Annotated in this window: 20 protein-coding genes; 11 read left to right on the top strand and 9 right to left on the bottom strand. The window is 45.5% G+C overall.

Going from position 1 to position 19707, the window contains the following annotated elements; translation table 11 throughout:
• Position 1: 1 nt before the first annotated feature.
• The gene (locus C8R34_RS08280; protein WP_110339713.1) at positions 2-1891 is read left to right on the top strand and encodes a nucleoside-diphosphate sugar epimerase/dehydratase; all 1890 of its coding nucleotides are present in this window, start codon (positions 2-4) and stop codon (positions 1889-1891) included.
• Here C8R34_RS08280 and C8R34_RS08275 read toward each other — a convergent pair whose 3' ends face one another.
• A complete protein-coding gene (locus tag C8R34_RS08275) occupies positions 1892-3520 on the bottom strand; it encodes an ABC transporter ATP-binding protein/permease (protein ID WP_258364425.1) in 1629 nt (542 codons plus the stop codon). It lies immediately after the preceding gene.
• Between the two features lie 219 nt (positions 3521-3739).
• Here C8R34_RS08275 and rfbA point away from each other — a divergent pair, with 219 nt between their 5' ends.
• From rfbA to C8R34_RS08255, 4 genes are all read left to right on the top strand, one after another.
• Entirely contained in the window at positions 3740-4663 is a 924-nt protein-coding gene (gene rfbA, locus C8R34_RS08270; RefSeq protein WP_110339709.1) for a glucose-1-phosphate thymidylyltransferase RfbA, read from the top strand.
• A 10-nt stretch (positions 4664-4673) separates the two neighbouring features.
• Positions 4674-5219 (top strand): dTDP-4-dehydrorhamnose 3,5-epimerase, encoded by a 546-nt coding sequence (gene rfbC, locus C8R34_RS08265; protein ID WP_110339707.1) that lies wholly within the window; start codon positions 4674-4676, stop codon positions 5217-5219.
• Between the two features lie 76 nt (positions 5220-5295).
• Positions 5296-6645 (top strand): DNA repair protein RadA, encoded by a 1350-nt coding sequence (radA, locus tag C8R34_RS08260; RefSeq protein WP_110339705.1) that lies wholly within the window; start codon positions 5296-5298, stop codon positions 6643-6645.
• Positions 6646-6686: 41 nt separating this feature from the next.
• On the top strand, positions 6687-7469 hold the full coding sequence (locus C8R34_RS08255; RefSeq protein WP_110339703.1) for an alkaline phytoceramidase: 783 nt from the start codon (positions 6687-6689) through the stop codon (positions 7467-7469).
• 77 nt (positions 7470-7546) lie between these two features.
• Here C8R34_RS08255 and C8R34_RS08250 read toward each other — a convergent pair whose 3' ends face one another.
• Both C8R34_RS08250 and tyrS read right to left on the bottom strand, forming a co-directional pair.
• Positions 7547-8953, bottom strand: a complete 1407-nt coding sequence (locus C8R34_RS08250; protein ID WP_110339701.1) for a DEAD/DEAH box helicase — start codon at positions 8951-8953, stop codon at positions 7547-7549.
• A 340-nt stretch (positions 8954-9293) separates the two neighbouring features.
• Positions 9294-10496, bottom strand: coding sequence for a tyrosine--tRNA ligase (gene tyrS / locus C8R34_RS08245; RefSeq protein WP_110339699.1), 1203 nt, complete (start codon positions 10494-10496; stop codon positions 9294-9296).
• A 151-nt stretch (positions 10497-10647) separates the two neighbouring features.
• Between tyrS and C8R34_RS08240 the strand changes: the two genes are divergently transcribed.
• Both C8R34_RS08240 and C8R34_RS08235 read left to right on the top strand, forming a co-directional pair.
• Entirely contained in the window at positions 10648-11979 is a 1332-nt protein-coding gene (locus C8R34_RS08240; protein ID WP_110339697.1) for a peptidoglycan DD-metalloendopeptidase family protein, read from the top strand.
• Between the two features lie 145 nt (positions 11980-12124).
• A complete protein-coding gene (locus C8R34_RS08235) occupies positions 12125-13216 on the top strand; it encodes an anhydro-N-acetylmuramic acid kinase (RefSeq protein WP_181415485.1) in 1092 nt (363 codons plus the stop codon).
• A gap of 18 nt (positions 13217-13234) precedes the next feature.
• On the opposite strand, the gene erpA is transcribed toward C8R34_RS08235, so the two are convergent.
• From erpA to rplM, 6 genes are all read right to left on the bottom strand, one after another.
• The gene (gene erpA / locus C8R34_RS08230; RefSeq protein WP_110339693.1) at positions 13235-13579 is read right to left on the bottom strand and encodes an iron-sulfur cluster insertion protein ErpA; all 345 of its coding nucleotides are present in this window, start codon (positions 13577-13579) and stop codon (positions 13235-13237) included.
• A 36-nt stretch (positions 13580-13615) separates the two neighbouring features.
• On the bottom strand, positions 13616-14086 hold the full coding sequence (locus C8R34_RS08225; protein WP_110339691.1) for a polymer-forming cytoskeletal protein: 471 nt from the start codon (positions 14084-14086) through the stop codon (positions 13616-13618).
• A 10-nt stretch (positions 14087-14096) separates the two neighbouring features.
• On the bottom strand, positions 14097-14864 hold the full coding sequence (locus tag C8R34_RS08220; protein ID WP_110339689.1) for a DUF6776 family protein: 768 nt from the start codon (positions 14862-14864) through the stop codon (positions 14097-14099).
• Positions 14865-15058: 194 nt separating this feature from the next.
• Complete coding sequence (gene argC / locus C8R34_RS08215; protein WP_110339687.1) at positions 15059-16087, bottom strand: N-acetyl-gamma-glutamyl-phosphate reductase; 1029 nt, start codon at positions 16085-16087, stop codon at positions 15059-15061.
• A 99-nt stretch (positions 16088-16186) separates the two neighbouring features.
• Positions 16187-16579 carry a 30S ribosomal protein S9 gene (rpsI, locus tag C8R34_RS08210; protein ID WP_110339685.1) on the bottom strand — a complete coding sequence of 131 codons (393 nt, stop codon included), beginning with the start codon at positions 16577-16579 and terminating at the stop codon, positions 16187-16189.
• A 3-nt stretch (positions 16580-16582) separates the two neighbouring features.
• Positions 16583-17017 (bottom strand): 50S ribosomal protein L13, encoded by a 435-nt coding sequence (gene rplM, locus C8R34_RS08205; RefSeq protein WP_110339683.1) that lies wholly within the window; start codon positions 17015-17017, stop codon positions 16583-16585.
• A 300-nt stretch (positions 17018-17317) separates the two neighbouring features.
• Between rplM and C8R34_RS08200 the strand changes: the two genes are divergently transcribed.
• Genes C8R34_RS08200 through C8R34_RS08185 form a run of 4 tightly spaced genes read left to right on the top strand, consistent with a single transcriptional unit; the run spans position 17318 to position 19698 of the window.
• Positions 17318-19024, top strand: coding sequence for a glutamine--tRNA ligase/YqeY domain fusion protein (locus C8R34_RS08200; RefSeq protein ID WP_110339681.1), 1707 nt, complete (start codon positions 17318-17320; stop codon positions 19022-19024).
• Positions 19017-19226 carry a nucleotidyltransferase domain-containing protein gene (locus C8R34_RS08195; protein ID WP_110339679.1) on the top strand — a complete coding sequence of 70 codons (210 nt, stop codon included), beginning with the start codon at positions 19017-19019 and terminating at the stop codon, positions 19224-19226. Before C8R34_RS08200 ends, C8R34_RS08195 begins: the two co-directional genes overlap by 8 nt.
• Complete coding sequence (locus C8R34_RS08190) at positions 19198-19404, top strand: DUF86 domain-containing protein (protein WP_110339677.1); 207 nt, start codon at positions 19198-19200, stop codon at positions 19402-19404. Before C8R34_RS08195 ends, C8R34_RS08190 begins: the two co-directional genes overlap by 29 nt.
• 33 nt (positions 19405-19437) lie before the next feature.
• Positions 19438-19698, top strand: a complete 261-nt coding sequence (locus C8R34_RS08185; protein ID WP_110339675.1) for a DUF5062 family protein — start codon at positions 19438-19440, stop codon at positions 19696-19698.
• Positions 19699-19707: the final 9 nt, after the last annotated feature.

The following is a 19707-nucleotide window of genomic DNA, read 5'->3' as shown; positions in this document are numbered from 1 at the left end:
CATGTTTGTAAGTAGATTCGGAATTCGTACATTGATTGCTTTTATCCATGATTTTGTTGCAGTCGCCGTAGCATGGTGGTTAGCCTATTTACTCCGCTTTAATTTCGATATTCCCACTCCCGCCCTAGAGTTACTATCGATCATTTTGCCTTGGATCGTGCTCATCCAGACCAGTTTCTTTTTGTGGCTGGGACTTTACCGAGGATTGTGGCGCTACGCCAGTTTACCGGACGTAAAAAGGATTTTTGTTGCCGTTGTGGCCGGCACAGTGACAGTATTACTGATGCTGTGGTTGCTCGGCTTATTGGATGACATTCCCGGCTCCGTCCTTCTGCTCGGACCATTGCTATTGCTATTGATTATGGGCAGCAGCCGTTTTCTCTATCGCACTTGGAAAGAGCGTCGCTTGTATAGTTTGGAGAGTTATGAGACGAAGTTGGTTCTGATCATCGGCGCAGGTAATACCGCGATGAATCTGGTCAAGGAATTAGCGAGAAGCCGTGAATGGCATGTTGTAGGAATGCTGGATGACAACCCAAAAAAAATGGGTACTCGACTACACGGTGTGCGTGTATTGGGTGTGATCGATGAATTGCCGCAATGGGTGCAAAAGCTGAATGTGGGACATGTCATTATCGCGATACCATCAGTTCCTCATCGGATACATCGCCATACCTTGGAGATGTGTTCGGAAATCGGTGTAAAAGCGATGACTGTGCCGTCCTATGCAGATCTGATCAGTGGCAAAACGACCGTATCAAAGATTCGTGAAGTAGAGCTGGACGATTTGCTGGGAAGAGCGCCTGTCATTCTTGATAATGACGGATTACATAGCTTGTTAACAGGAAAGGTCGTTCTGGTAACAGGCGCAGGCGGATCGATTGGCTCGGAATTATGTCGTCAACTGATCGCGTTTGATCCGGATCGGATTGTATTTCTGGAATTGAATGAATTTGCACTGTATAGCATTCGAGAGGAACTTTTACTTCATTTTCCTGGGATCAAGAGGTCGTTCGTCATCGGTGACATCAAAGATTGCGCGCGCATGACACAAATATTTACGCAATTCCGGCCTTCCATCGTGTTCCATGCCGCTGCTTATAAACATGTGCCATTGATGGAGCATGAAAATGCGTGCCAGGCTTTGCTGAATAATGTGCTGGGTACTTATGTGCTAGCGCAAGTGGCGATTAATTTTGAGGTGGGAAAGTTTGTCCTGATTTCAACGGATAAGGCAGTCAATCCGGTCAGTGTGATGGGCGCAAGCAAGCGCTTGGCTGAAATGGTGTGCCAAGCGTTGCAGCAGTCGATCTCAAAGCATATAAAACCTGATCAAAGTATTCAATCACATTCAACCCGTTTTGTGATGGTACGTTTTGGCAATGTGCTGGGGAGTACCGGTAGTGTTATTCCAAAATTTCGTGAACAAATTGCCAAGGGCGGGCCGATTACCATTACTCATCCGGAAATAACGCGTTATTTCATGTCCATTCCCGAAGCCGCACAATTGGTTTTACAAGCCGGTTTGATGGGAGGCACAAAAGGTGGTGGAGAAATATTTGTGCTGGATATGGGCGATCCAGTCAAAATTGTTGATCTGGCGAATGACCTGATCCATTTATCCGGTTTAAGTGAAGGTGATATCCGTATTGTATTTAGCGGATTGCGCCCTGGAGAGAAGCTGCATGAGGAGTTGTTGTCAGCCAGTGAAAATACATTTCCTACGCCGCACGAGAAATTGCGCATCGCACAAGCTCGCCAGGTTGATGAACATTGGTTGTCTGATTTAATGATGTGGTTAGATAAAGTGACTGTGTTGAATGATCAGGAAGTCCGTGACCAACTCACAAAGTGGGTGCCGGAATATACCAATAAGGAATCAGAGCATTAATTACCGGATGTTTGTTAGGCTCTCCGTGATGCACCCATTTTCCAGAACAACAATTCGGTCAATTTTCTTCAAGTGCGGAATCTGCTGATTGAAAATAAGCGTGGTACGGTTTTGCATCAGTTTTTCTAAGTCTAAAAGTAAATTATCGGAATCGGGTTCATCGGCTGCGGGAATTTCATCCAAAATCAGTATGGGAGAATTTTTAAGTAATGCGCGTGCGATGGCAATTTGTTGACGCTGCTGTTGCGTTACGTTCGCGCCGTCATTACCAATCCAAGTCTGTAATCCTTCAGACATTTCCCGAATAAACTCCATCGCGTGAGAGGCCTGCGCTGCAGCCGTTATTTTTGCTTCATTGGCACATCTCATCGTGCCATAGGCGATATTACCGGCAATTATTTCATCCAATAAAACACTATCATATGTGATCATTGCAATATTGGCATGCAAGTCATTCAATTGGATATCGGAGAGCGAATGATCATCGAATAGAATTCTTCCGCTGGTGGGTTGTTGTAAACACAGTATCAGATCAATGAATGCATTTTTCTCATCTTCGGTGTAACCCGTAAAAACGATGATCTCACCTGGTTTGATGGTGAAATTGATATGATTTAGAATGGGTTTTGTGAATGCATTATTACCAAAACGAACGTGCTCAAATGTTAATTTTCCATGGACATGCGCAATACTTTGAGTACCCGTATCTTGCCCGGATGCTTGCTGAATAAATGACAGCACGATTTCAATGTTCTTCTGCTCATGCTGCAGTTGTTTCGGGAGGCCTGCGATGCGCTGGATGGGGTTAATTAGCAACAGTACTGCTGCAATGAACGCACCTACGGTATCCAGACTCAACAGGTCATTCAGCACCTGTTGCGAGATAAAATAAAAAACGGCTACCAAGATCATTGTGGCAACGACTTCGCTGATAGGGATGACCGCTGCCTTAATTGATGCTTGCTGAATTTCTGCTTGATAAATGGATTCAGCAGTTTTGCCAAGACGCTCATTCTCATGGTTCTGGCCACCATGCAATCGAATTTCTCTGTATTGTTTGATTGATTGTAGTAAATGCTGTACCAGGCTATTCGATGCGGATGAATTTCTCTGGTCAAATGTATTCAGGTAATCATGTGTCACCTGAATAATCAATATGAGTAGCGGTGCTATGAACAGTAGTAGCAGAGAAAATTCCCGATTGAGGTAAAAAATGCAGATAATCAACCCAATGATAGTCAAGCAATCTTGAGCCAGGATCCTGATATTTCTAGCGATGCTGTGAGTGATTCGATTGATTCGGGATATCAGCTTATCGATGTCATGATGACTGAGGTGCGCATAATGACTCACCGGTAACGTCAGCAGTTTGTTAAAAATTTCCATGCGTAAATCGATACCCAACTGACAGCTTGCTTTATGGATGCTAGAAATACTGATGTAGCTCGCCATGCCGCGCGCAATAAACAATATAATGATTGCCAGCGATATCATTTGTATGCGTGATAAATCTTGTTGCAAAAATGTACTGTGAAGCAATTGCTGTATGAGTATGGGTAGAAAAGCTGAAGCCGTCGCGATAATGAGCATGGCATATAGTGCCAGTGAAAGTGGCTGCCAGTGGAGCACGAGCCTGCCAAATAAGCAAAAGTATGGTTGTTGGCGCATCATAATAAGTAATTCTACATGAACAAGTTGTTATTGCACCGTGCAATCATCTGGAAGGCAAAACAGATGTAGTACAATTAATTACTACTCATCTAATGAATCAGCCGCATCATGTGATCCATTCATGAGTTTGTGAATATCGGAATTTTATTTATACCAACACCAGGTATTTCATCATATATGACAGCAAAAGATAAAAAATCTATCGTTCCCCGGCGCAAAGGTATCGTGCTCGCAGGTGGTTCTGGTACGCGCCTGTATCCGGTAACGCAAACGGTATCCAAACAGTTATTGCCGGTATTTGATAAACCCATGATTTATTATCCGCTCAGTACATTAATGCTGGCGGGAATCCAGGATATTTTGGTGATTTCGACACCACGTGATGTCGGAAACTATGCAGAGCTGTTACGGGATGGCCATCAATGGGGACTAAATATATCGTACGCCGCGCAGCCATCGCCAGATGGGCTGGCACAAGCATTTATCATTGGTGAATCGTTCATTGGTAACGATTGCTCAGCGCTGGTGTTGGGCGATAACATTTTTCATGGGCACGATTTTCATCATTTGCTGACGAATGCGATGGAACGTACGCAGGGCGCCAGCGTGTTTGCCTATCATGTGCATGATCCGGAACGCTATGGCGTAGTTGAATTTGACGCAAAGGGTCGTGTGATCAATCTGGAGGAAAAACCGCTGCAACCGAAATCCCAGTATGCTGTGACAGGGTTGTATTTTTATGATCAGCACGTGGTGGACTACGCCAAGAGCTTGAAACCATCAGTACGCAATGAATTGGAGATCACCGACTTGAATCGTATTTATCTGGAACGATCTGCGCTGCGTGTTGAGATCATGGGGCGTGGTTATGCATGGCTGGATACCGGTACCCATGAATCTCTGCTGGATGCGAGTCAGTTTGTCGCCACCATCGAACATCGGCAAGGATTAAAAATTGCCTGTCCGGAAGAAATTGCATTCCGGCAGGGATGGATTGATGCGGAGCAATTGACGCAGCTTGCGACGCCGTTGGCCAAGAATGGCTATGGTCAGTATTTGCTGCAAGTGCTAACACGTGATTTTGATTGTGATTCCGATTAATGGGTACTAAATGAAATCAACTCAACTGACTATCCCGGAAGTTTTATTATTGGAACCACGTGTTTTTAGTGATGAACGCGGTTTCTTTTTTGAAAGTTTTAATCAGCGTGCATTTGACTCAGCCGTTGGCAAACACATAAGCTTTGTGCAAAGCAATCATTCGCGTTCCATGCAACATGTGTTGCGCGGTCTGCATTACCAGATCAAGCAAGCGCAAGGCAAGCTGGTACGTGTGGTAGTGGGGGAAGTATTCGATGTGGCGGTGGATATTCGCCGCTCATCGCCCACTTTCGGACAATGGGTGGGAGAAATACTCAGCGCGGAAAATAAAAAGCAGTTATGGGTTCCACCTGGTTTTGCTCATGGATTCATCGTACTTTCCGAGCATGCCGAATTTTTGTATAACACTACCGATTACTGGGCGCCCGAACATGAGCGCTGCATTGTGTGGAATGATGCCACCTTGGCAATAGATTGGCCGCTCAAGGGTAAACCCGCTCTCTCTGAGAAGGATGCATGTGGGGCAACATTTGAAACTGCTGAAGTTTATGATTGATAGGCTGAAAATCCGTTATGAGCACAAGCCAATTTTTAACACCGAAATTGCAAACGCCATAGCATTGCCCTGATCAATGGCCAAGCAGAAAACCATTTATTCGTGCACCGAATGTGGCGGACAAACCTTGAAATGGCAAGGCCAGTGCCCGCATTGCCAAGCATGGAATACATTGGTAGAAACGCTTGCAGAGAAAACCGTATCGCGTTTCAGTCCGGTATCGGAAATCGGTCGGGTACAAAATTTAAGTACCATCGATGCGCATGAAGAACCGCGTTATTCAACTGGTGTGGAAGAGCTGGACCGTGTTCTTGGTGGCGGTTTGGTGCGCGGCGGTGTGGTGCTACTGGGCGGAGATCCGGGTATTGGCAAGTCGACCCTGTTATTGCAGGCGCTCTCCCATATGTCAACGCAACGCCAGGTATTGTATGTCAGCGGCGAGGAATCCGCACAACAAGTGGCGCTGCGCGCTAAACGCCTGACACTGGATGTGCGAGCAGTGGATTTATTTGCGGAAATCCAGCTGGAGAAAATCCAATCCGTTCTTGCTGAGCGCAAACCGGCTGTTGCGGTGATCGACTCAATCCAGACGATTTATTCAGAAGTATTGCAATCCGCGCCGGGATCTGTTGCCCAGGTGCGCGAATGCGCTGCACAGTTAACGCGGCTGGCCAAGGCGAGCGGCACTTGCATTATCCTGGTTGGCCATGTGACTAAGGAAGGTGCGCTGGCAGGGCCGCGCGTGCTCGAGCACATGGTGGACACAGTGCTGTATTTTGAAGGCGACATGCATTCCAGTTTTCGCATGATCCGCGCATTCAAAAACCGTTTTGGTGCGGCGAATGAGCTGGGTGTGTTTGCAATGGGTGAGAAAGGTTTACGTGAAGTGAAGAATCCATCCGCATTGTTTCTCTCACATCACGATGCACAGGTTCCTGGGTCCTGCATTATGGTCACGCAAGAGGGCACACGCCCCCTGCTGGTGGAGATACAAGCCTTAGTTGATGAAGCGCGATCACCCAATCCACGGCGGTTGTGTGTCGGATTGGAACAAAACAGGTTAGCCATGCTGCTGGCGGTATTGCACCGCCATGCCGGTATTCCTTGCTACGATCAGGATGTGTTTGTCAATGCCGTGGGCGGTGTAAAAATTACAGAACCCGGTGCCGATCTGGCGATTATGCTGGCGGTTGTTTCTTCTCTTAAGAATAAGCCGTTGGCCGAGAAGATGATTGTTATCGGTGAAATTGGCTTGGCAGGGGAAATACGTCCTGTGCAACGCGGACAGGAGCGGCTGAAAGAAGCTGCAAAATTGGGTTTCAAACAGGCGATTATTCCACTTGCCAATAAACCCAAGCAATCAATTCCCGGTATCCATATCATCGCTGTTGGACGCATCGGGGAAGCGGTTTCCCAAATGTATTAACAATTTCGGGACGTGTTCTCATGATGCAGAGGTTTTAACAAATGCAGCGACGGCTTTGGATACTGGGTGGATTGTCGATCGCCGTTGTGATGGCAGCCCTGTTACTGCCGCCCGTTTCTCAACCTGTCGATTATCATCAGTTTGCTGATCAGCGTAGTTTTCTAAATATTCCCAATTTCAATGATGTTGTTTCCAACCTGGCTTTCCTGCTGAGCGGTGGTGCCGGGCTGGTGTATCTTTTCCGAATTTATCAAACGCCAGCACAACAAGCATTTCGCAACAGAGTTGAGTGCCTGCCTTATGGGGTTTTATTCCTTAGCGTTATTGCATCGGGATTGGGTTCGATGATTTACCACTGGCTACCGGATAATGCAAACCTGCTGTGGGATCGACTGCCTATTGCGATGGGCATCACTGCCTTGCTTGCCGCCACATTGGTTGATCGCGTCAGTCCGACGTTGGGTTTATGGTCATTGCCGTTCCTGGTGATTTCTGGCGTGTTGAGTGTGCTGTACTGGTATTGGACTGAGCAGCAAGGTATCGGAAACCTGAATTATTATATCGTGGTGCAGTTTTATTCGATTCTGCTCATTATTTTGCTGAGTGTGTATTATCCGTCACGTTACACACATGCAAATGACATCTATCAGGTAATTGCTCTGTACGCCGTGGCTAAGTTGACCGAAATGCTGGATATGCACATCTTTGTTCTGACGAGCAATCATATCAGCGGCCATACCTTGAAACATTTGCTGGCGGCATTGGCTGCTTACCGGATTGTGCAGATATTGCAGAAGCGGGCGTTTTTATCAGAAAAACGATGATTTTTTGATTGTATTAAGGCGTGGCACTTCATCCGCTTTGTCCCGATTCATTCGAGACAAAGCAGCATTAACAAAAATTACTTCGGTCTTGCAAACTGATGGCCCGCGCCGGAACCACTACGGTTTCTGAGAGTATTACTATTGATGCTGCGATTATCGTGACCAAATGAACGACCGCGGTGACCATTTCCGTTGCTATTACCATTGACATTGCCATTCGATTCATTGGCGGTGTTGAAATTTTTGCGACCACCGTTCGTGCTTGCGAATGAGGAATGCTTACGTTTCTGAGAGACACTGGGTGTCGCCGCACCTCTAAAACCACTGGATTGCGGACGTGGTTTGATACGGGGCTCCAGGCCGGGAATGATATGCGACATAATGCGCTGCCCTGTATAGCGTTCGATTTTCGTCAGATGCGCGCTGTCGCGGTTAGATGCAAAGGAAACTGCAATACCCGCCGCGCCTGCCCGACCAGTACGACCGATACGGTGAACATAATCTTCTGCAAATTTGGGTAAGTCGAAATTGATGACATGCGTAATATCGGCGATATCAATGCCTCGGGCGGCGACATCCGTTGCCACAAGAACGCGCAAGCCACCACTGCGAAGTTTAGTAAGTGTGCGCGTGCGTTCGCGTTGATTCATATCGCCATGTAATGCAGCTGCTGCGTAACCTTGTGCATAGAGATTGTCGGCCAATGTGTCCGCATCACGCTTGGTTGCTGTAAAAACGATGGCTTGTTTGAGTGCTTCGTCACGCAATACATGATTCAACAAACGATTCTTATGTGACATATCATCGACATAATGTAATCGCTGCTCAATATTATCGAGCCGTGCTTTCTGAGAAGCGACCTGAATCCGTTTTGGGGATTTTAAAAGTTTTGCAGCGACTTTATCGATTGCGCCATCCAAAGTGGCCGAAAACAGCAGTGTTTGCCGGGTTGCCGGTGTGGCCGCTGCGATAGTTTCAACATCATCGATAAAACCCATATCCAACATCCGGTCTGCTTCATCCAATACGAGCATTTCTAAGCGGCTGAAATCGATTCGACCACGCTGTATATGGTCAATCAGCCGTCCTGGTGTAGCGACCAGAATGTCTACCGGTTGTGATAGTAATTTATTCTGCAATGGATAAGGCATGCCACCTAAGATGCTGATTACTTTTGTGCGGGGAAGATATTTTCCATATTTCTTAGCAGCGTCGGATACCTGAAGTGCAAGTTCGCGTGTAGGCGTGAGTACTAAAACGCGTGGTCCGCGGCCATGCACTTTTGGCGGTGTAGCCAGTAGATGAAGTGCTGGCAGCATGAAAGCGGCTGTTTTGCCTGTTCCGGTTTGTGCCGATGCCATGATATCGTGACCGGATAGTAATTCGGGTATGGCTTGTTTCTGAATGGGAGTGGGGGTTGTATAACCCGAATCATGAATTGCTTTGATAATAGAGAGATTTAGATTTAGATCTTCAAAAGACACGTTATTTTCCTAAAGAGTGAAAACCGAACGCACAAGCAGGCAAATACTGACTTGCCCAAGATGATGCATAGCCCTGCTAGCGCATTAAATAAAGCATCGCCGCTAACCAAGGTTGCTATACATTTTCCGGAGAAACTTGAAAAATTGAAGAGAGGCCAGGAACGATGAAACCAGATCATGATTAATCAGACACATTGTAAAAACACGCCAGAACAACCAAGCCGTGCATCATACCGGATTATGTAAATAACCGCAATTTATTTGCGCCATTTTCTGCCGGTGCACCGAATTCTCAGCGTCAAGTGGCGTGATAAGACATACGATTAATAGCATGAAGAAATTACCGTATGATGGCTCTGGCAAATTTGCGTTTTCCCACTTGAATGACGATAGATTGACCTCGTGCGATTTTGGCCGATTTGTCCTCTACTTTTTCACCATCCAGTTTGACAGCTCCCTGGCCGATCATACGCAGCGCTTCACTGGTGCTGGCAGTTAATTCTGTGAGTTTTAATAGTTGCACCAAAGGTATTGCGTCATCTTGTATCTGAATTGTTTTTTCGGTTATTTCATCAGGTAATGCACCATGTTTAAAGCGTGTTTCAAAATCGGCGAGGGCTTCCTCAGCATCGCGTTGACTATGGAAACGTGTAACAATTTCTTGCGCAAACATTACCTTGATGTCTCGTGGATTACGTCCCGCTTCAACTTCTTTATGCCATGCCTGGATGGTACTCAGCGATTCAAATGACAGCAACTCCAGGTAACGCCACATGAGCTGATCCGATACCGACATCAGCTTGCCAAAGATTTCCTTGGGGCTGTCCGTAATGCCGACATAATTATTCAAAGACTTGGACATCTTATTGATGCCATCCAACCCCTCCAGCAGTGGCATTGTGAGGATACATTGTTGCGGTTGCCCAAAATGCTTTTGCAGCTCTCGCCCCATCAGAAGGTTGAATTTTTGATCGGTTCCGCCCAGCTCAAGGTCGGCTTTGAGCGCAACGGAATCATACCCTTGGATCAAGGGATAGAGGAATTCATGAATAGCGATGGCCTGATTGTTGCGGTAGCGTTTGTCGAAGTCATCTCGTTCCAACATGCGTGCAACCGTATGTGTTGCGGCAAGTTTGATAAGATCCGCGGCGTTTAGTTGATCCATCCAGGATGAATTAAATACCACTTCAGTGCATTCGGGTTTGAGTATTTTAAAAACCTGTGTGGTATAAGATTGCGCATTTTCTGCAACTTGTTCGCGAGTCAAAGGTGGGCGAGTAGTGTTTTTCCCGCTTGGATCACCAATCATGCCGGTGAAATCACCAATCAGAAACAGAATATGATGTCCCATATCCTGCAATTGGCGTAATTTATTTAGCAACACCGTATGACCAAGGTGCAAATCCGGGGCGGTTGGGTCAAACCCAGCTTTGATTCGTAAAGGCCGCCCGGAAGTAAGTTTACTTTCTAGCTCTGTTTCAACTAATAGTTCATGGCTTCCACGTTTTATAATTTCGAGTTGAGGTTTTATTGGTTTATTCACGATAATGGTAAGCCAAGGATTTTTATTAATTTTTTTATCTGACAGAACATTTTATTGTAGTTTCAATTGTACCTTAGTACATGTTTTGATTGTTTTCATGTTAGACTCGCGCCTGTCTGCAAAAGATAAATGATCGGAGGTACTTCATACAATGCTATATACATCGCTTAGCAGTAAACAAGGGATTTTAGCTCAAAAATCATCAAAATTAACAAAAAAAACGATTCGCTGGTTGGTTGCATTATCCAGCATACCACTGTTCGGCATAGTCACTGCGTTTGGTATTGCACCTAATACGCCCTCATTTGAAGAAGTTCAGGTAGAAGAAGTAGTACTTGATTTATCGATTCCAGATGTCCTTCTCGAGAATCAAACCAATCAAACTTTCTGGCATCAGGAAAATATTCGCCGTGGCGATACTATTGCAACAATTCTAAACCGACTTGATGTTAATAATCAGGATTCGACAGATTTTTTACAGGCCGCTCGCAGCAGTCGAGCAATGCGTCAACTGAAACCCGGTCAAACTATCTATGCACAAACAAACGCGGATGGCGAACTGTTGACGTTACGCTATTTCTTCGGGAATGAAGAATTGTTCTTGATGGAAAAAACCGATGATGCATTCAAAATGACTGAGCAGCCAATTGAGTTGGATGCGCAGATTCACATGAAATCAGGTGTGATCAGCAGTTCTCTATTTGCTGCAACCGACAGCGCAGGTATACCTAACAATGTCGCTATGCAGCTTACGGACATATTTGCATCAGAAATCGATTTTTATCGGGATTTACGCCAAGGCGACCGTTTTACCATCGTCTATGAAACATTCTCCGATAACGGTAAGCGTGCTAAAACTGGACGAGTTTTAGCAGTTGAATTCATCAATAAAGGAAAATCACATCAAGCGATTTACTTCAAGGCATCGAATGGCGCCGATGGTTACTACACGCCTGAAGGGGAAAGCTTACGCAAAGCGTTTTTGTTGTCACCATTGACTTTCTCGCGTGTCAGTTCAGGTTTCACCAATGCACGCTTTCATCCCATACTTAGAGAATGGCGAGCGCATCGAGGTATTGATTATGCGGCACCTACCGGTACGCCGGTAAAAGCAACCGCGAATGGAATCATTACATTTTCCGGCTCACAAAAAGGCTATGGAAATTTGGTGGTTCTTAAACATAATGGTAAGTACGAAACGGCATATGGTCATCTATCACGATTTGCAAGTGGCATGGGTAAAGGTAAACGTGTCAATCAAGGCGATGTGATCGGTTATGTGGGTTCAACGGGTATGGCGACTGGTCCGCATTTGCACTATGAATTGCGCGTGGATGGCCTACAGCGTGATCCTACAAAAGTTGCTTTGCCAACGGCACCACCCATTGCAAAAAGAGACTTAAGCGCATTCCAGAAGGGCACACACTCCTTAGTGGCGCGTTTAAATATCATGCGTAATATTCATTACGTTGCCCTGGAATAATAGTTTAGATGGGTAGTACTGCACTACCCATTGACACACGTTCCGGCTATCAGGTTTTTACAGTTCTCCTTTCTGCAAATCCTTCCATGTTTATCGAATATCAAAATTAATCGTGTTTCTTGAAAGGTGTGAGTAGTTGAAATCTATGTACTATATCGGCATCATGTCAGGCACAAGTCTGGATGGTGTCGATGCTATTGTAGTTGATTTCAGTACTGCCACCCCCGTTTTGCTCCAGACTTTTTTCTGTCCCTATGATGATGAATTGCGTATGCAATTATTGTCATTACATCAGTCAGGCCATGATGAATTGCATCGTGCCGCAATATTGAGTAATCAATTATCCCACCTATATGCCGAAGCCACCTCAAGTTTGTTAAGAAACGCTGGGATCTGGTTTCAACAAGTTATCGCGATTGGATGTCATGGTCAGACGATTAGACACTGTCCCGAAGTGGAGAGAAGTTATACGATTCAGCTTGTCAATGCAGCGTTATTGGCAGAATTAACTCAGATCACAGTAATCATAGATTTCAGAAGTCGTGATATGGCTGCAGGAGGCCAAGGTGCGCCATTGGTTCCGGCTTTCCACCATGCGCTTTTTACCAACGCAACCTGTCATCGTGTCATTGTTAATATCGGAGGCATAGCCAATATAACCCGCCTTGATCCTCATAACAAAATCATCGGTTTTGATTGCGGTCCGGGAAATATTTTGATGGATGCTTGGTGTTTACGTCATACCGGAAAGAACTATGATATGGATGGGCAGTGGGCAGCGACGGGCCAAGTCATTCCAACTTTACTGAAGAAATTATTGCATGATCATTTTTTCTCGCGCCAACCGCCTAAGAGTACTGGAAGAGAGCTATTTAATATCGAATGGCTGGAGGAAAAATTACTCGGGAACGAAACGCCGAAAGATGTTCAAGCGACATTGTTACAGTTAACAGTCATGACAATTGCTCAATCAATCCATGACTATTGCCCAACGGCTACAGAAATTTATGTATGTGGCGGGGGTGCCCATAATACACTGTTGATGAATCGATTGATGAATGCTGTGCCAGGGAAAAAAGTGGCGCTGACGGATCAATTAGGTGTCGCAGCCGATTGGGTGGAAGCTTTTGCGTTTGCCTGGTTGGCACAGCAAACAATGCTGCGCAAAACAGGCAATCTGGCTGCTGTGACCGGCGCCAGAGGTGACAGAGTTTTAGGTGCGATTTACCCTGCCTGAGTTAGTAGGGGCAGCAGTTTATACGGAGAACGACGATCCACAGCCGCAAGTACTACTCGCACCAGGATTCTTAATGATGAATTGAGCGCCCTGTAAATTTTCCTGATAGTCGATTTCAGCGCCGATCAAATACTGAAAACTCATCGGATCAACCAACAGTCTGACACCGTTCTTCTCCATGACAGTATCATCTTCGTTGATCGATTCATCAAAAGTAAATCCATACTGAAAGCCTGAACACCCACCACCACTGACAAAAACCCTGAGGTTAAGATTCTCGTTGCCCTCCTCTGCTATTAACTCTTTGACTTTAGAAGCAGCGTTGTCGGTAAATAAGAGTGGCGTATTATTTTCAATGCTCATTTCAGTCTCTGTAGAATGGTTAATTGCAAAGCATAACTAAGGATAGCGGACTCCGTCATTTTCTGTAGTGATAGGTTGTTTCTCCGGTCTGGCTGAAATCAATGTTACCATTTTCTCAGGTAGATGGTTATTTTCCGACTCTAATTTGCCTTGATGAATCATGTTTCCTTCAACGGAAGCGCCCAATTGAATTTCCAGAGTACCATAATAAATATCACCATGTACTTTAGCTTTAGTTTGTAATTCTAAATACCCTTGCGCATGGATAGGCCCAGTGACTGTGCCATTAATAATGATATTCGTGACTTTTATTTTACCCGTTATGCTACCTTCGTCACTCAGCACCAAGGTGCTTTGTTCATCGTTATTAGCGATGACATTGCCTATAATATGTCCATCAATCCGCAAGCCGCCGCTGAAGCTGATATCGCCGGTGATACTCGTATTTACACCAATCAAAGTATCGATATGCGTGTGAAGTTGATTTTTCTTTTTTCGACCAAACATGTTTTTCTCCTTATGGCATCGGTTGCGCAGTTTGGGTTAGTACTACCTTATTATCATGATTCTCATAAACCTGTACTTGCAAACTCTCTACGATGGCATCTGGTGGCACTTTGAAGCTTTCTTCCAAGCGATGAAGAAATTTAAAATTAATAGGAAAGGCCTGATTGGAATCCTTGCTGACCAACGGTATGGTTTTTCTCCGATCATTTTGTAGCAGTTTGACTTGGAATCTCAATTTTCCTTTGAAATCGCTCGGCCTTTCTCCGCCCTGCGTCAAGGTCAGCGCATAGCGATATTTACCCGGATCGTCCGTTTCTTTCAGGCTGAATTGATGAATCGAAATACCGCTTTTTGTATTACCCGCCATGAGGTGCTGCAAGAATACCAGCTTTTCTTTCAAATGGTCATTCTCATTAGCCAGCGATTTTATTTGTTCAGCAAGATTATCATTAGTGGTATCGCTGATTTGTAATTGATGAATCAAATCACCCATCTGGGTACATAGTTTTTGCTTCTTTGTTTGCCTGCAAGCTCCTGGGTCATACAAGAGCGCTAGTTTTTCTTCAGTCAAATCATGGAGTGTATTTGCTAATTGCTTTCCTATCTCATGGTGTGTATTTGCCGATTGCCTTCCTACCTCATACATTCCCCAAGATAGCGACAATAATAATAAGCAACCAACGACAATGATTGCTAAGCGATATTGCCATGATAAATAAGGGCGTACTACAACGCGAGGAGATAAAATTTTAGATTTCTTCTGAAAAAACTTGTTCAACTACTTACTCTATAGATTAGAAACCTGTCCGGCTGCATCTTGTTATCGAAATAGTAAGACATGTTTATATTGAATCAACTGGAGGGATCATATCAATGTTTTCTGGGTTTGGTAAATATTTTGTTCCAAGCCACAAGATCAGCAAACATTGCTTGATCCATTGTTCGATTCTCATCCATAAAAAGATATAAAAATCAAGGTAATAATGGAACCTGGTTAATACCCAGCGTTTCCGGTAAGCCAAACATAATATTCATATTTTGTATGGCTTGACCTGCAGCACCTTTTACCAGATTATCCGTCACCGATAATATGACAACGGTATCGCTGTTTTGAGGTTGATGTACTGCGATACGGCAGAGATTGGAGCCACGCACAGAACGGGTTTCTGGATGTTTTCCTGCAGGCAGTACATCAACAAAGGCTTCGTTCTGATAACGTTTTTCGTAAAGCGTCTGTAAATTGATTTGTTTGGTCAGCCTGGCATAGAGTGTTGCATGGATGCCGCGAATCATTGGCACCAAATGAGGGACAAACGTCAAACCAACCGACCGTTTAGCCACATTGGCGAGTCCTTGCCGGATTTCGGGAAGGTGTCGGTGTCCGGGAACGCCATAAGCCTTGAAATTATCCGAGGCTTCGGCATGCAACGTGTGCACCTCTGCCTTTCTACCCGCACCGGAAACGCCTGATTTGACATCGGCAATGAGGTGATCCGTGTCAATAGCATCAGCTTCTATCAGCGGCAAAAAACCAAGCTGTACTGCCGTTGGATAGCAACCGGGATTGGCGATCAAGCGTGCATTCTTAACTTGGTCGCGATTGATTTCCGGTAAACCATATACCGCTTCGGCGACTAGATCAGGACAAGCATGCTGCATACCATACCATTTCTCCCATTCGGCAACATTTTTGATGCGAAAATCAGCTGCCAGATCGATCACTTTAACCCCCGCCTTAAGCAAGGACTCCACTTGCTGCATGGCAATGCCATTGGGTGTGGCAAAGAAAACAAGGTCGCACTTATTAAGTTTTGCATCAGCCGGATCGCTGAATTTAAGGTCGACATGCCCTCTCAGATTGGTAAATAACTCAGCGACATTCATGCCGGCTTCGCTACGTGATGTAATCGCCTTGATTTTTACTTTAGAGTGTTGTGCCAGTAAACGTAGCAGTTCCACACCGGTATAGCCTGTCCCACCAACAATGCCGACATTAATCATCGTGACTCCTATTATCTTTTTCAGAAGGTACTATGTAATTATTCAATAAAAAAGCCGCTTTTTAGGGCGGCTTTTTTATATTCAATTATGAATAAGAAATTATCGTTTGGAGAATTGTTTGCGTCGCCGCGCCTTGCGCAAACCAACTTTTTTCCGCTCCACTTCGCGTGCATCACGAGTAACCAAGCCTGCTTTGCTTAAAACAGATTTAAGTGTCTCGTCATAATCAATCAGAGCACGCGTAATGCCATGGCGTACAGCACCGGCTTGACCCGATTCACCACCACCGTGAATATTGACCATAATATCAAATGAACTAGCATTATTGGTTAATTCCAACGGTTGCCTGACAATCATGCGGCCGGTTTTACGAGAAAAATAATCATCAATCGGTTTATCATTAATGACAATTGCACCTTTACCTGGTTTGATGAAAACACGTGCGACAGCACTTTTACGTCGACCGGTTCCATAATTATATTGAGTAGCCATAGATTAAGCTCTAATTTCAAGTGGTTTGGGTTGTTGAGCCATATGTGGATGAGTATCACCCGCATATACTTTTAATTTCTTAAGCATTGCATACCCCAACGGTCCTTTGGGTAACATGCCTTTAACAGCTTTTTCAAGCGGACGCGCCGGAAAACGCTCTTGCATTTTTTTGAGGGAAGTTGCATAAATTCCGCCTGGGTAACCGGTATGGCGATAATAGATTTTATCTTCCAATTTATTGCCGGTTACGCGCATTTTATCAACATTGACAACAACGATGTAGTCGCCGGTATCAACGTGTGGCGTATAAATGGGTTTATGTTTGCCACGCAAACGATGTGCAATCTGTGAAGCAAGGCGACCCAACACTTTATCGGTCGCATCAATGACAAACCAGTCATGATTTACTTCGTGCGGCTTGGCTGAAAATGTTTTCACGAAAACCTGTCCTGCGTATTCAAAAAGAGCCGGGAATTCTAAGTCAGACACCGGTAAAAGTCAAATTTAGAACGACTTATTTTCTATTGGGCTACAGTATTTGGCTGCAAACGGAAGCAGCAAGATGGTTTGCTCAAGAATGCTGGATTTTAGACCAATCGTCGCTATAATCGCATCATCACTGAAAAACATGAAGATGACACTGGGATGAATAATTTTTAATGAATTTTTGATTACCCAATTCCATGGACAGAACAGATATTTTATCTTAACGTATCATTACATGCTGAGAGACAAGCTTTGAAAGAGAAATCCGAGACGAATCTATCCACAGAATCAGCGCCTGCCAATTTTATTCGCAATATCATCGACGAAGATAATCGCAACGGCAAATGGAACGGTCGTGTAGAAACGCGCTTCCCCCCCGAACCCAATGGTTATTTGCATATTGGCCATGCCAAGAGCATCTGTTTGAATTTTGGTATCGCGCATGATTATGGTGGCGTGTGTCATTTGCGCTTTGACGATACCAATCCGGAGAAAGAAGCGCAGGAATATGTGGATTCCATTTGTGACAGCGTGTCCTGGCTGGGTTTTGATTGGGGCAAGCATCTTTATTATTCTTCCGATTATTTTGATCAGCTCTACGAATTTGCCGAGTATCTGATCAACCAAGGAAAGGCCTATATCGAAAGCCTTACCGCAGATGAGATTCGCGAGATGCGCGGCACGCTGACCAGCCCCGGCAAAAACAGCCCCTATCGCGACCGTCCAAGTGCGGAAAACCTGGATTTGTTCCGGCGCATGAAAGCCGGGGAATTTCCCGATGGTCAATATGTGCTGCGAGCCAAGATCGATATGGCTTCGCCCAACATCAACATGCGTGACCCCGTGATTTATCGTATCCGCCATGTGCACCATCAACGTACCGGCAACCAATGGTGCATTTATCCGATGTACGACTATACGCATTGCATTTCCGACGCATTGGAGAAAATCACACACTCCTTGTGTACGCTGGAATTTGAAGACCACCGGCCGCTGTACGACTGGGTGCTGGATCAATTGGTGGATAAAGTACCATGCCATCCGCAACAAATCGAATTCGCCCGCCTCAATCTGACTTATACCGTGATGAGCAAGCGCAAATTGATCGAATTGGTGGAAAGCAAACTGGTGGACGGCTGGGATGACCCTCGATTGAGTACGCTCGCAGGCGTGCGCCGCCGCGGCTTTACACCACGTGCCATTCGCTTGTTTGCCGAGCGCATCGGCATCAGCAAGGCGGATTCCTGGATCGACATGAGCATACTGGAAGACTGTCTGCGTGAAGATTTGAACGAGAATGCGCCGCGCCGTATCGCCGTGCTGAAGCCGCTGAAATTGATTATCGATAATTATCCGGAAGATCAGCGAGAAGATTGCTTTGCGCCCAATCATCCGCAAAAACCGGAATGGGAAAAACGCACGATTCCTTTTTCCAAAACGCTGTATATCGAACGCGACGATTTCATGGAAGTGCCCACCAAAGGCTATTTCCGCCTGTCGCCCGGCGCGGAAGTGCGATTACGTTACGCCTTTATCGTCAAATGCGTGCAAGTCGATAAAAACGCTCAAGGTGAAGTCGAAGCGATCCATTGTACCTACGATCCGGACACCAAGAGCGGCACCCCTGGTGCAGAAAGCCGTAAAGTCAAAGGTAATATCCATTGGTTATCTGAGAAACACGCGCAATCGGCAGAAATACGCCTGTATGATCGATTATTCACCGACCCTTATCCGGACAGCGGCGACAAGGATTACAAAACTTCGCTGAATCCGGATTCGAAACAAATCATTACCGCATATGTAGAGCAATCTTTGTGCGATGCGCAGCCCGAACAAAGTTTTCAGTTTGAACGCAACGGCTACTTCATCGCCGATCGGCTCGACATGAAACCCGGCAAACCGGTATTTAACCGCGCCGTAACCTTGCGCGATTCGTGGGGGAAAATTGCGGGTGCTTAGTCAATTGACCGCATTACTGTCGCGCTATCCGCAGATCAAGCTGGCGATATTGTTTGGCTCGATGGCGGCAGGTAATGCGCGCCCCGATAGCGACATCGATCTGGACTTATTGACGCAAGCGCCGCTCACTGCGGACTTCAAACTACAACTGACACAAACCATCGCCGCAAACGATGGGAGAAGCTTTTACGACATTGCATGAGCTGGACGCAATTACGTCCGAGAGTTGCAAACAATTGAAAAAGGCAATTGGCTTTAGAAATATCGCCATGCATCATTATGAAGTAATCAATTGGGAAATTGTTTATGCGATTTGCCAAAATTCTTTGCAAGATTTCCGCCGACTTGCCCAGGGAATCATCCGGTATGCTGCTTTGTAGTAATGGTTAGCAAATGAGACAACGAGGATTATCATGAAAAAACTGAAAAATGAAGCCGCCTTGTTCAAGGAAGCTATGCTGGCCGGCGTGAAATATGCGGAAGGACGAGGCGTAGTGCAGTTTGAAGCAACCGATTCGGCGAGTGAGAAGCTACTCTACATCTATCGCCTGCTGGTACACGACAAAGTCATGCAACCTTTGCCGGAAGATCAAGTTGCCGAAAAAACTATGCGGCATAAACTGGCGATGTGGTATGCCAAGCAATTACCCAAGGATCATCCGTTGTTGAAGTAATGCGTAATG

Source organism: Nitrosomonas sp. Nm84, assembly GCF_003201565.1.
Classification (GTDB): Bacteria; Pseudomonadota; Gammaproteobacteria; order Burkholderiales; family Nitrosomonadaceae; genus Nitrosomonas.
This window is presented reverse-complemented; position numbering and strand designations above follow the sequence as displayed.